The following is a 12,194-nucleotide window of genomic DNA, read 5'->3' on the forward strand; positions in this document are numbered from 1 at the left end:
CGAACTCCTTGTCTGGCGCGGCGGCTTAGCTGGCGCTGGCCGGGGTGGACTTGCGTACCGGCGAGACGTTGGTCGCGAACTGCGTCGGGTGCAGGCTGGCGCCGGTCAGGAAGTAGGCGTGCAGGCTGTGGGCAAAACGGTTGAGCTTCGACACGATGCCCTTGTTGGCGCGCGTCAGGGCGTTGAAGCCGAGCACGGCCGGAATGGCGACGAACAGACCGAAGGCGGTCATGATGAGCGCCTCGCCCACCGGGCCGGCCACTTTGTCGATCGTCGTCTGACCCGATGCGCCGATCGCCAGCAGGGCGTGATAGATGCCCCACACCGTGCCGAACAGACCGACGAACGGTGCGGTCGAGCCGATCGACGCCAGCATGGCCAGGCCGCTTTGCAGGCGCGACACCGTGTCGTCCACCGAGTTCTTCAGGGCGCGCGTGATCCAGTCGCTTACATCCATCTTGTCGTGCAGGTGCGGCTGGCTCTGGCGGTGATGCTCGGCGGCGTCCTGGCCGGCGAGGGCCAGTGCGAGGAACGGGTTGTTCTGCCCGGATTCCCCCAGCTTCTGCAGACCGGCGGAGAAATTCTCCGAGTGCCAGAAATCCGGCTCGGCGGTGCGCGTCAGGCGGCTCAGGCGGAAGACCTGGGTGCCCTTGATGAGGATGACCGTCCACGACAGCACCGACATCACCAACAACACGATCGCGATGGCTCGGGTAACGAAATCGCCCTGCGCCCAGACGTGGCTCAAACCATACTCTTGCATTTTGCTTTCCTCGGGAGATCCCGTTCGTGAAGGGTTGCGTTAATCGTCGATGTTGAATCTGAAAGGCTTCGTCGCCGTGGTTTCTACCGCGCGTCCGTCTTTCATCGGCGCAGCGCAGCGCATCTTGTAGGCCGATTCGATGGCGGCTTTATCAAGTCTCGGATAACCACTCGACTTGACGACGTTTGCCTCCGCCACTCGGCCTTGCACATTGATGACCATCCTTACCGTCGCGACGCCCTCCTCACCGAGGCGGCGTGACTGCGTCGGATAGATCAGCGGCGGATCCGGGCATTCGAGTTTCAGCCCTTCGACGCGGCCCGGCGGCGCGACGGCCTGTGCCGGTGCTGGCGGTGCCGCCGGCGCGACAGGTGCCGTGTCTTTCACCGGCTCGGCACTTGGCTGCGGCGGCGCTACCGGCTCGGCCTTTTGTGCGATGGCATTGGGCGCCGATACGCGAGGCTTGGGCGGCGGCGGAGCGACCTTTGGCTTCGGACGTTCGGGCGCGGGCTTGGGGGGGGATGCCTGCGGCGGTGCGGGTCTCGGTTGGGGCGGAACGATGGTGGCGGTGAAGACCGTCGGCACAATCGTGGCCGGCGCCGGGGCATTTCGCAGGTGCGACAGGCCCACCAGCGCGGCAATGTGGGCGACGACGATCACTGCCGCAATTGCGACGGCGCGCGGCGACATCAGCGGATCGCGGCTCGGCATGAGCGTGAGGCCAGAAGGGGGCACGGTCGACATGGTAACGGCTAGGGTACGCTAAATTGCGGCGACGAACGGCGAGCGCTGCGCGGTGCGCGATGACTCGACGTTCGGGATAGGCCGGGACGTACGATGAAAGGAAAACCGCGCCAAGCGGCGCGGTCGGCGAACACAGTGACGGCATGAATCGAGCGCCGTGCGCGAACTCACTTTCGAAACAGGAAAAACGACAAACATAGCGTCGACACAAAGCCAATCAGGAGTTCCATTTGACACCTCCGGTGGGTGAGAAGTCGCTGGCTGGCGCTGGGCGGCACATGCGAATCGTCGCATAGGCCGCAGTTGGCTGGCGCTGTTGCCGATGCGACACTTGGCCGCAGAGGCGATTCGGAAACATGCCAGGCAGAACACTCGGCAGAATTGCTGCCGATGCCGCAGGGCAATCGGGGGAGGGCGTGACGATGCAAGCCGTCTCAGGCGGCCAGCGCCAGCTCCCGCACGACCACGACTTCCGAGGAGGGCGTCGCATGGGCTGACTGGCAGCCACCATCGCACGAGCGGCCGCAGCACGGCGACGCACCGGACACCATTTCCTGAACATAAGGGCCGCACTTGCCGCAGCACAGCGCAACGCCGAGGTCGATCTGAAGATCTTCCATCGAGGTGGCACCGGCATCGATGCAGGCCTTGATCTGGCGTTCGGAGACGGATTTGCAGACGCAGACGATCATGATGAAAACGTCAAAATGTAACATTAATGAGAATAATTATTATTCAAGTGATGATGTTTTGCAAGTGCCGTCGACCTATTCCATGGTGCGAGCAGGGGTTTGCGGTCGCGGGTTCAGGCGGAGATGATGGGAAGGTTTGGGAGCGGATCGAGACTGGCCGGGCCATCCGACGTGATCTCGGCAATGTCGGCGATCTCGATCGTCTGAACGCGTGGCGCGTTGGGCAGTAGCCGATCGGCCATCGTCTGCAGCGCGCTCGCGTTCGCGGTGGCGAACAATTTGAGGTCGCCACAGGTGTCGGGCAGACGAGGGGCGATCAGGGCATCGGATTCAAGACGCCGCTCAAGCTGCCGGGCGATGGCCGCACCGGTGTCGATAAGGGAGAGCGTCGTGCCGAAGCGTCGCTGGATGGCCGGTATCAGGAAGGGATAGTGGGTGCAGCCGAGCACGAGCGTGTCGGCGCCTTGCGACACCATCGGTTCCACGTATCGTTCGAGCAGTGCCATGACGTCGGGTGAGTCGACATCGCCGGCTTCGATGCGCTCGACGAGCCCGTGACCCGGCTGGCAAAGGAAGCGTTGGCCTTGTGCGGTGTGGCGCGCGAGCAGATCGGCGAACCGGGTGCTGCGCAGCGTGGCCGCCGTAGCCAGAACCCCGATTACACCGCGCTTCGACACTGCCGCTGCGGGTTTGATGCCGGGCTCGACGCCGACGACCGGCCACGAGGCATCGGCGCGAAGTGCTGCCACCCCGTGCGCCGTCGCGGTGTTGCAGGCGACGACGAGTGCCTTGGCACCGCGCTCGCGCAGCCACCGGCCGATCGCCAGTGTGCGTTGTTCGATGAACGCGTCGGGGCGCTCGCCGTACGGAGCAAAGCGGGAGTCGGCCACATAGAGCAGGGACTCTTGCGGGAGGAGGGCGCGTACGGCCTGAAGCACCGACAGGCCGCCGAGACCGGAATCGAAAACGCCAATCGGCGCGTTGGAGGGCATGGCAAACGAAAAAGGGCCGGCAAATGGCCGGCCCTGGAATTCTAGCGCAAAGCCCGCGAACCGATATCGGTGCGGCGATGCGTGGTGCGTCCGCGTGCTGCGGCGTACGACCTTATTCGTCGAACGACGCCATGCCAGACTGCTGATAGTTCTGCAGACCGACCTTGTCGATCAGTTCGATTTGCGTTTCCAACCAATCGATGTGCTCTTCGGTGTCGTGCAGGATCTCGTTGAAGATTTCGCGCGAGACGAAGTCCTTCACGCTTTCGCAATGGGCGATCCCTTCCTTGCAAGTCTTTTGCGAGAGGTATTCGAGCTTCAGATCGCACTTCAGGATTTCTTCCGTGTTCTCGCCGATGAGCAGCTTGTGCAGATCTTGCAGGTTGGGCAGGCCGTCGAGCATGAAGATGCGTTCGATCAGCTTGTCGGCGTGCTTCATCTCGCCGATGGACTCGTCGTACTCGTGCTTGCCGAGCTTTGCGAGGCCCCAGTGGTTGTACATCCGGGCGTGCAGAAAGTACTGGTTGATCGCCGTCAACTCGTTCGTGAGCTGCGCGTTGAGGAGTTCGAGAACTTTCTTGTCGCCTTTCATTTGGAATCCCTGCCTTGTTCGGTTTGCGAGCGGTTGAAGCGTAGCCTGAAAAGGCCGGGAAGCCAAGCCTTGCCGGGCCTTTCGTGAACCAAGGTGCAAATGGAAATGCGATCCATTCGTGCTCCTTCATGTGAGATCGGCATGGCGCGGATCGGCGCCGAGCGGACAAAAAAAGCCCGGCGAAGGCCGGGCTCGGTCCAGCAGGCGCTGACCCGGCTTTCTGCGGCCGGGGGCAACCGGGTGTCGCGTTGTAGCGCGCTACAACGCGCTACGTCGCTTTACGGCGCATTACTCGGCAGCGACCGGGATCTTGCCGATCTTGGCTTGCCATTCCTTCGGACCGGTCTGGTGCACCGAGACGCCGGTCGAATCGACGGCCACCGTCACGGGCATGTCCTTGACGTCGAACTCGTAGATCGCTTCCATGCCGAGGTCTTCGAACGCGAGCACGCGCGCCGCACGAATGGCCTTGGACACGAGATAAGCGGCACCGCCAACGGCCATCAGGTACGCAGCCTTGTGCTTCTTGATCGCCTCGATGGCGGCCGGGCCGCGCTCCGATTTGCCGATCATGACGGCGAGCCCCGTCTTCGACAGCATCATGTCGGTGAACTTGTCCATGCGGGTGGACGTGGTCGGGCCCGCCGGGCCGACGACTTCGTCGCGCACCGGATCGACCGGGCCGACGTAGTAAATCGCGCGGCCGCTGAAGTCCACCGGTAGCGGCTCGCCGCGGCCGATCATGTCGGCGATGCGCTTGTGTGCCGCGTCGCGACCGGTGAGCATCTTGCCCGAGAGCAGCAGGGTCTGGCCCGGCGTCCAGCTGGCGACTTCTTCCGGCGTGAGCGTGTCCAGGTCGACGCGCTTGCTCGTCTCGGTATTCGGTGCCCAGTGTACGTTCGGCCATGCGTCGAGCGACGGTGCGGCGAGGAACGACGGGCCCGAGCCGTCCAGCGTGAAGTGCGCATGACGCGTGGCCGCGCAGTTCGGGATCATGGCGACCGGCTTGGACGCCGCGTGCGTCGGGTAGTCGAGGATCTTCACGTCGAGCACGGTCGCCAGGCCGCCCAGGCCTTGCGCACCGATGCCGAGGGCGTTGACCTTCTCGAACAGCTCGATACGCAGCTCTTCGTTCCAGTTCTGCGGACCGCGCTTGATGACGTCATGGATGTCAATCGGGTCCATGAGCGATTCCTTGGCGAGCACCATGGCTTTTTCCGCCGTGCCGCCGATCCCGATGCCGAGCATGCCCGGCGGGCACCAGCCGGCGCCCATCGTCGGCACCGTCTTCACGACCCAGTCGACGATCGAATCGGACGGGTTGAGCATCACGAACTTCGACTTGTTCTCCGAGCCGCCGCCCTTGGCTGCGACCGTGATGTCGACCTTGTCGCCTTCCACGATTTCGTAGTGGATGACGGCGGGCGTGTTGTCCTTCGTATTCTTGCGGCCGGCTTCGGGCGGCGCCACGATCGAGGCACGCAGCACGTTGTCCGGGTGCATGTACGCCTGACGCACGCCTTCGTTGATCATGTCGGTGAGGTTGCGCTTGGCGTCCCAGCGCACATTCATGCCGACCTTCACGAACACGGTCACGATGCCGGTGTCCTGGCACAGCGGGCGGCGGCCTTCGGCGCACATGCGGCTGTTGGTCAGGATCTGCGCGATGGCGTCGCGCGCGGCGGGGCTTTGCTCGGCCTCGTACGCCCGGCCCAGTGCCTGGATGTAATCGGCCGGATGGTAGTAGCTGATGTACTGCAGGGCACCGGCGACGCTCTGAATGACGTCGTCTTCTTTAATGACGGTAGACATGAAACGGCTCTCGACTTAGTGGGGACGGATGGGGGTAATGACTTGCGGGGTCGCGTACGCCGGGGCGTGGCTCTCGTTCGTCAACTTGTTGACGACGGCCATGACGACGGCGGAAAGCAGGAAGACACAATGAATGATCACCTGCCACATGATCGTGTGGGGCGTTTGCTGTGCGGCATCGATAAAGGTCTTGAGCAGGTGGATCGACGAAATACTGATGAGCGCCATCGACAGCTTCACCTTGAGCACGCCGGCGTTCACATGATCGAGCCACTCCGGCTCGTCCGGATGGCCTTCGACACCGAGGCGCGAGACGAACGTCTCGTAGCCGCCGATGATGACCATGATGAGCAGGTTCGAGATCATCACCACGTCGATCAGGCCGAGCACGACGAGCATGATCTGCGTTTCGTCGAACGTCGTGGCGTGCGAGATCAGGTGCCAGAGTTCGGCCAGGAACTTGTAGACGTAGACGCCTTGCGCGGCAATCAGCCCCAGATACAGCGGCAGTTGGAGCCAACGGCTGAAGAAGATGATGCGGGGCAGGGGGCGCATCGGCGCGTCGGACGGGCGGCCGGGAGTCGACATGGCGGTTTTGACGAAGTGGTGACAGTGGTCGGCGCTTGCCGCGGCAGACCGGAATTATTGGATACGCAAATCAAATAGAAGGACATCGGGCGATACGGCGACTGGCTTGCCCGTGACGGATATCGCGTCGCGACATTCGGCTTGGCGGGCATTTTACAACGTCTGGCCGCAGGCGCTGTGTCCGATTCAATCTCGGGCGGGCAATAGCGTCTTGCGTGAACCGGCGCGCGGCAACGCGGCGAGCACGATCCCGGCGACGGTCAGGGCCAGCGCGGCGCCTTGGGCGGGGGCCAGCCGCTCGCCGAGGAAGATCACGCCGTACGCGGTCGCCGCCACGGGCACCATGGCGGTGAAAACCCCCGCGAGTTGAGCGCTGACGTGCCGAATGCCGCGCATCCACAGGAAAAACGAGAAGACACTGGCGGCGAGTCCGTACCAGACGATGAGCGCCCAATGCCAGGGCGTCAGCGCTGCGTAGTTCACGGCCATCAGGCCCGCCACGCCGAAGGGGAGCATCAGTGCGCCGCCGATCAGGTGGGTGTAGGCGCAGATATCGATGGCGGTGAGTTCGGCGGCGAGCCGTTTCGAGACGATCACGTAAATGGCTTCGCAGACCACGGCGCCGAGCACGAGCAGGTTGCCCAGCCAGGCGTTGCCGGCGGCGCCCGGGGCGCTGGCGCTGTGCGTGTCGCCGCGCGACAGGTTGAGCAGGGCGACCCCGGCAATCGCCAGTCCGATGCTCACCAGCGTGCGTCGTGACGGGCGTTCGCGCAGCACGCCCCACGACAGCAGGGCGACACAGGCCGGCAGCGTCGCGGTGATGACCCCGGCGGCGGTGGCCGTCGTCATCCGTACGCCCGAGAGCATGAGCAAGGTAAAGAGAAACGTGCCGAAGAACGTTTGCACGAAAAGGTTGCGCCATTGGGGGCGCGTGACGCGTCGCATGGCCGACGGACGGTAGCGGGGCGCGAGGGCGACGATGGCGATCACGAAGCGCCACAGCGCGAAGGCGGCCACCGGCATGACGGCGACCATGGTCTTGCCGATGCCGACGTTGGTGCCCACGAAGGTCATCGCCAGTGCCAGCGCGAAACTCGGAAAACGCGCAAACAGGCGGTCGGCGGGTGACCCCGTCGGGGGCGACGGCGTGGGTGGTTGGAACGGAGATGTCGAATTCACGGGCGCTCCGTGCGAGTCCGGGGTGGCGAGTCGGGGGGGATGCGGGTAGGATTGTAGCGAATTCGCCACAGTCTGACGCCCTACGGGTGCGCGTTCGCGCGAGTCCCGCGCGCGGCGCGACGATGTCGCGTGCGCCAGTGTAAGGCGTTAGTAAGTCGCTCGTCTTAATGTGACGTTAGCGATCTGTTTGGGCTTGATTGCAATGGTTTTTGCATATCTATAAGAGGGGACAACTCATGGCAGCAATCGAATCGGTATTGCAGGAGCAGCGCGTCTTCGCGCCGCCGCAGGCGCTCGTCGCCCAAGCGAAGATCTCCGGCATGCCCGCCTATGAGGCGCTGTGCGCCGAGGCCGACAAGGATTACGAGGGATTCTGGGCGCGCCAGGCGCGCGAAAATCTGGCCTGGCACAAGCCGTTCACGCAAGTCCTCGACGAGACCAACGCGCCGTTCTATACGTGGTTCGCCGACGGTCAGATCAACGCTTCCTATAACTGTCTGGATCGCCAAATTGAAGCGGGCCTGGGCGAGAAGACGGCCATTCTGTTCGAGGCAGACGATGGCACGGTGACCCCGGTCACCTATCGCGACCTGCTCGCGCGCGTGAGCCGCTTCGCCAATGCGCTCAAGGCCAAGGGAGTGAAGAAGGGCGACCGCGTGGTCATCTATATGCCGATGTCGATCGAAGGCGTGGTCGCCATGCAGGCGTGCGCGCGTATCGGCGCGACGCATTCGGTCGTCTTCGGCGGCTTCTCGGCCAAGTCGCTCAACGAGCGCGTGATCGACGCCGGGGCGGTGGCGATCGTCACTGCCGACGAGCAGATGCGGGGCGGCAAGGCGCTGCCCTTGAAGGCCATCGTCGACGAAGCGCTCGCGATGGGCGGCTGCGACCATGTGAAGTCCGTGATTGTCTACCGTCGCACGGGCGGCAATGTGACGATGCACCCAGGTCGTGACGAAGTGCTGCAAGATCTCGTCGCCGGTCAATCGGATCAGTGCGAACCGGAGTGGGTCAGCGCGGAGCATCCGCTTTTCATCCTCTATACGTCGGGCTCGACGGGCAAGCCGAAGGGTGTGCAGCACAGCACCGGTGGCTATCTGCTGTGGGCGTCGCTCACCATGCAGTGGACCTTCGACATCAAGCCCGACGACGTTTTCTGGTGCACGGCCGACATTGGCTGGATCACTGGTCACACGTACATCGCTTATGGTCCGTTGGCGGTGGGCGCGACGCAGATCGTGTTCGAAGGCGTGCCCACGTACCCGAATGCGGGGCGGTTCTGGGAGATGATTGGGCGTCACAAGGTGACCGTGTTCTATACGGCGCCGACGGCGATCCGTTCTTTGATCAAGGCGGCCGAGCAGACGCCCGCGGTGCATCCGAAACAGTACGACCTGTCGTCGCTGCGCATTCTCGGGTCGGTCGGCGAGCCGATCAATCCGGAGGCGTGGATGTGGTACTACGAAAACGTTGGCGGCGGGCGTTGCCCGATCGTCGACACGTGGTGGCAGACGGAGACGGGCGGACACGTGATTACGCCGCTGCCGGGTGCCACGCCGCTGGTGCCGGGGTCGTGCACGCTGGGTCTGCCGGGCGTTGCGGTGGCCATCGTCGACGAAACCGGGCAGGACGTGCCCAACGGTCAGGGCGGCATGCTGGTGATCAAGCGTCCGTGGCCGGCGATGATTCGTACGATCTGGGGCGATCCGGAGCGTTACAAGTCGAGCTACTTCCCGTCGGAGTTGGGCGGCAAGATCTATCTGGCGGGGGATGGCTCGATTCGCGACGCCAAGACGGGCTACTTCACGATCATGGGCCGTATCGACGACGTGCTGAACGTCTCGGGTCACCGCATGGGCACGATGGAAATCGAGTCGGCGCTTGTCGCCAATCCTCTCGTGGCCGAAGCGGCGGTCGTGGGGCGCCCCGACGACACCACGGGCGAGGCGATCGTGGCGTTCGTGGTGCTCAAGCGTTCGCGCCCGACGGGCGACGAAGCCAAGCAACTGGCCGTTGAACTGCGCAACTGGGTGGGCAAGGAGATCGGGCCGATCGCCAAGCCGAAGGACATTCGCTTTGGCGACAACCTGCCGAAGACTCGTTCGGGCAAGATCATGCGCCGTTTGCTTCGCGTGATTGCCAAGGGTGAGGAGATTACGCAGGACACGTCTACGCTAGAGAATCCGGCCATTCTGGAGCAGCTCAAGCAGGCGCAGTAAGCGCGGGTTCCGCGGCGGGGCTATGGCAAATCGCTCGCAGACCGGCTCGGCCGGCAAGGCCGACCCGGTGGGCGTCAGCCGGCCGCCGGGGCTTGCTGCCGGTGGCTCGCTGCCCGATGTCGACTGGCATGGGGCAGCCGCCGGCATTGCGGCGCGTCACTGGCGCAGGACATTGCGTTGGGTAGCCGTGCTCATGGCGATCGGCTTCGTGGTGACATTCGTGCCGCAGTTCTGGGCGCGCGAATGGGCCGAGACGCGATTTGCCGGGTGGCCGCTGCCGTTCTACATGGGCGCCCAGGGTTCGATTCTGGTCGACATCGGCCTGATCGTCGCCTACGCGTGGCTGCAACGGCGCAATGACGCGCGCTACCATCGTGAGCTGAATGCGTTGCGCGATGCGCATCGCGAAAGTCTCGGCCTGGATAGCGACGGGATGAACAACGCTGCGGCGTCTGCGGCATCTCGAAGCGCTTCCTCTCTCGCTCCCTCTCGCGTCACGTCGGCGCCGACGTCCCGATGAGTTTCACGCGCAGAATGCTGCGCTACTACCTCTATTACACGGCGGGCTTCCTGGCGTTCGTGTTGATGATGGGGCTGCTCGAGCGGGTCAACGGCCCGGGCGTGTGGATCGGCTACGCGTTCCTGTTCGTGACGATTGCCGTTTACGCCGTAATTGGCCTGATCTCTAGGACGTCGGACGCTGCCGAGTACTACGTTGCGGGGCGTCGTGTGCCGCCGGTGTTCAATGGCATGGCATGCGCGGCGGACTGGATGAGCGCGGCGTCGTTCATGGGGTTGGCGGGGTCGCTTTACGTGTCGGGCTACGATGGCCTGGCGTACGTCATGGGATGGACCGGCGGGTACTGTCTGGTGGCGTTCCTGCTTGCGCCGTATTTGCGCAAGATGGGGCGCTACACGGTGCCGGACTTTCTTGGCACGCGCTACGACAGCAACGTGGTTCGGGCGTTGGGGGTCTTCTCGACGATTCTGTGTTCATTCGTCTATCTGGTGGCCCAGATTCAAGGCGTGGGACTGATCGCGTCGAGATTCATCGGTGTGGAATTCACCATTGGCATTTTCTTTGGGTTGGCGGGCATTCTCGTGTGCTCGTTCCTGGGGGGCATGCGCGCCGTGACGTGGACGCAGGTGGCGCAGTACATCATCATGATCACGGCGTTTCTGGTGCCGACGGCCATGATCGGCCATCAGACGGGTAACGGTTGGTTTCCGCAATTCAGCTATGGCACGGCGTTGGCGAAAGTCGAGGCGCTGGAGCGCCAGATACAGCAGTCGGTGCCTGAGCGCGAGGTGCGTGATTACTACCGTGAGCAGGCGGAGCAGATGCAGCGTCGGTTGGACGGCTTACCGGACAGCTTTTATGGTGAGCGTGCGGAGCTGGAGCGGCAGTTGCTGGATACGAAGCGTCGCAACGGGCCGTTGCGCGACGTGAAGGTGCTGGAAGCGAAGCTGGAGGCGTTCCCGCGCGACGTCGGCGAGGCGCAGAACCGTTGGTTGGAGATGCGCAATCAGTATGTGGAGCGCAGCGAGCCGCAGCACGCGATGACGGAGCCGTTCCCCGCGCACGACGACGCTACGCGCAACGCGCAGCGCTTGAACTTTCTGTTGCTGATGGTGTGCCTGATGATCGGCACGGCGAGCTTGCCGCACATCTTGACGCGGTATGGGACGACGGCGACGGTGCAGGGCGCGCGTAGTTCCGTGGGGTGGACGCTGTTCTTCGTGGCACTGCTGTATGTGAGTGCGCCGGCGCTGGCGGTGATGCTCAAGTACGACGTGCTGCTGCATCTGGTCGGGGCGCGATATGAGAATCTGCCGGGGTGGGTGATGCAGTGGCGGCATGCGACGCCGGTGCAGCTCGATATCTCGGATGTGTACCGCGATGGGGTGGTGCAGTGGGGCGAGATCTGGATGCAGCCGGACATGCTGGTGCTGGCGGGGCCGGAGATTGCGGGTCTACCGTACGTCATTTCGGGGCTGGTGGCGGCGGGGGCGTTGGCGGCGGTGTTGTCGACGGCGGACGGGTTGCTGTTGACGATTGCGAACGCGTTATCGCACGACGTCTACTTTCACATGGTGGATCGCAATGCGTCGAGCCAGAAGCGGGTGACGACGTCGAAGATCTTGTTGTTGTGCGTGGCGATGTTTGCGTCGTATGTGACGTCGCTGAATCTGGGGAACATTTTGTTCCTGGTGGGGGCGGCGTTTTCGTTGGCGGCGTCGTGCTTATTCCCGGCGTTGGTGCTGGGGGTGTTTTGGAAGCGTACGACACGGCTGGGGGCGACGGCGGGGATGGTGAGTGGGTTGCTGGTGTGTGTGTATTACATTGTGACGACGTATCCGTTCTTCACGCGTTTGACGGGGTTTGTTGGGGCGCGCTGGTGGGGGGTGGATCCGATTTCGGCGGGGGCGTTCGGGGTGCCGGCGGGGTTTGCGGTGGCGATCCTATTCAGCTTGCTGGGTGGGCGTCCGAGCGAGCGCGATCGACATCTGGTGGACCATCTTCGCCGCCCGTAACGATGCGTGGCGGAAGCATTTTTGGCGGGGTTCGTGCGAAAGGGTATGGGATGTTGCCGATGATCTGCTATAATTCGC

The 12,194-nt window shown here is 63.7% G+C and carries 11 protein-coding genes; 3 read left to right on the top strand and 8 right to left on the bottom strand.

Annotated features, from left to right (window positions below):
- Nucleotides 1-25 precede the first annotated feature (25 nt).
- The 8 genes from OYT13_RS04220 to OYT13_RS04255 all read right to left on the bottom strand — a co-directional run bounded on the left by OYT13_RS04220 (nucleotide 26) and on the right by OYT13_RS04255 (nucleotide 7,257).
- On the bottom strand, nucleotides 26-763 hold the full coding sequence (locus OYT13_RS04220) for a MotA/TolQ/ExbB proton channel family protein (protein WP_017233114.1): 738 nt from the start codon (nucleotides 761-763) through the stop codon (nucleotides 26-28).
- Between the two features lie 39 nt (nucleotides 764-802).
- Nucleotides 803-1,507: an energy transducer TonB gene (locus OYT13_RS04225; RefSeq protein WP_268567301.1), complete on the bottom strand. Its 705-nt coding sequence runs from the start codon at nucleotides 1,505-1,507 to the stop codon at nucleotides 803-805.
- A 434-nt stretch (nucleotides 1,508-1,941) separates the two neighbouring features.
- Complete coding sequence (locus OYT13_RS04230) at nucleotides 1,942-2,199, bottom strand: (2Fe-2S)-binding protein (protein ID WP_017233116.1); 258 nt, start codon at nucleotides 2,197-2,199, stop codon at nucleotides 1,942-1,944.
- A gap of 113 nt (nucleotides 2,200-2,312) precedes the next feature.
- The gene (gene murI / locus OYT13_RS04235) at nucleotides 2,313-3,191 is read right to left on the bottom strand and encodes a glutamate racemase (RefSeq protein ID WP_268567302.1); all 879 of its coding nucleotides are present in this window, start codon (nucleotides 3,189-3,191) and stop codon (nucleotides 2,313-2,315) included.
- Between the two features lie 112 nt (nucleotides 3,192-3,303).
- Nucleotides 3,304-3,783: a bacterioferritin gene (gene bfr / locus OYT13_RS04240; RefSeq protein ID WP_017233118.1), complete on the bottom strand. Its 480-nt coding sequence runs from the start codon at nucleotides 3,781-3,783 to the stop codon at nucleotides 3,304-3,306.
- 288 nt (nucleotides 3,784-4,071) lie between these two features.
- The gene (locus OYT13_RS04245) at nucleotides 4,072-5,595 is read right to left on the bottom strand and encodes a fumarate hydratase (RefSeq protein ID WP_268567303.1); all 1,524 of its coding nucleotides are present in this window, start codon (nucleotides 5,593-5,595) and stop codon (nucleotides 4,072-4,074) included.
- 15 nt (nucleotides 5,596-5,610) lie between these two features.
- Complete coding sequence (locus tag OYT13_RS04250) at nucleotides 5,611-6,183, bottom strand: TIGR00645 family protein (RefSeq protein WP_017233120.1); 573 nt, start codon at nucleotides 6,181-6,183, stop codon at nucleotides 5,611-5,613.
- Nucleotides 6,184-6,369: 186 nt separating this feature from the next.
- On the bottom strand, nucleotides 6,370-7,257 hold the full coding sequence (locus tag OYT13_RS04255; RefSeq protein ID WP_268567849.1) for a DMT family transporter: 888 nt from the start codon (nucleotides 7,255-7,257) through the stop codon (nucleotides 6,370-6,372).
- A 341-nt stretch (nucleotides 7,258-7,598) separates the two neighbouring features.
- Here OYT13_RS04255 and acs point away from each other — a divergent pair, with 341 nt between their 5' ends.
- From acs to OYT13_RS04270, 3 genes are read left to right on the top strand one after another with little or no spacing between them, the layout of a single operon-like run.
- Nucleotides 7,599-9,581, top strand: a complete 1,983-nt coding sequence (gene acs, locus OYT13_RS04260; protein ID WP_017233121.1) for an acetate--CoA ligase — start codon at nucleotides 7,599-7,601, stop codon at nucleotides 9,579-9,581.
- Between the two features lie 22 nt (nucleotides 9,582-9,603).
- Nucleotides 9,604-10,101, top strand: a complete 498-nt coding sequence (locus OYT13_RS04265) for a DUF4212 domain-containing protein (RefSeq protein ID WP_261939171.1) — start codon at nucleotides 9,604-9,606, stop codon at nucleotides 10,099-10,101.
- On the top strand, nucleotides 10,098-12,116 hold the full coding sequence (locus tag OYT13_RS04270; RefSeq protein ID WP_026131791.1) for a sodium:solute symporter family protein: 2,019 nt from the start codon (nucleotides 10,098-10,100) through the stop codon (nucleotides 12,114-12,116). Before OYT13_RS04265 ends, OYT13_RS04270 begins: the two co-directional genes overlap by 4 nt.
- Nucleotides 12,117-12,194 lie beyond the last annotated feature (78 nt).

Source organism: Pandoraea sp. XJJ-1 (assembly GCF_026802345.1).
Classification (GTDB): Bacteria; Pseudomonadota; Gammaproteobacteria; order Burkholderiales; family Burkholderiaceae; genus Pandoraea; species Pandoraea cepalis.

Bases quoted from the DNA above. Each gene is read 5' to 3' on its own strand.
- acs (WP_017233121.1), top strand. From the start codon at position 7,599: ATGGCAGCAATCGAATCGGTATTGCAGGAGCAGCGCGTCTTCGCGCCG.
- OYT13_RS04225 (WP_268567301.1), bottom strand. From the start codon at position 1,507: ATGTCGACCGTGCCCCCTTCTGGCCTCACGCTCATGCCGAGCCGCGAT.
- OYT13_RS04245 (WP_268567303.1), bottom strand. From the start codon at position 5,595: ATGTCTACCGTCATTAAAGAAGACGACGTCATTCAGAGCGTCGCCGGT.
- OYT13_RS04220 (WP_017233114.1), bottom strand. From the start codon at position 763: ATGCAAGAGTATGGTTTGAGCCACGTCTGGGCGCAGGGCGATTTCGTT.
- OYT13_RS04255 (WP_268567849.1), bottom strand. From the start codon at position 7,257: ATGACCTTCGTGGGCACCAACGTCGGCATCGGCAAGACCATGGTCGCC.
- OYT13_RS04265 (WP_261939171.1), top strand. From the start codon at position 9,604: ATGGCAAATCGCTCGCAGACCGGCTCGGCCGGCAAGGCCGACCCGGTG.
- murI (WP_268567302.1), bottom strand. From the start codon at position 3,191: ATGCCCTCCAACGCGCCGATTGGCGTTTTCGATTCCGGTCTCGGCGGC.
- OYT13_RS04270 (WP_026131791.1), top strand. From the start codon at position 10,098: ATGAGTTTCACGCGCAGAATGCTGCGCTACTACCTCTATTACACGGCG.
- OYT13_RS04230 (WP_017233116.1), bottom strand. From the start codon at position 2,199: ATGATCGTCTGCGTCTGCAAATCCGTCTCCGAACGCCAGATCAAGGCC.
- bfr (WP_017233118.1), bottom strand. From the start codon at position 3,783: ATGAAAGGCGACAAGAAAGTTCTCGAACTCCTCAACGCGCAGCTCACG.
- OYT13_RS04250 (WP_017233120.1), bottom strand. From the start codon at position 6,183: ATGTCGACTCCCGGCCGCCCGTCCGACGCGCCGATGCGCCCCCTGCCC.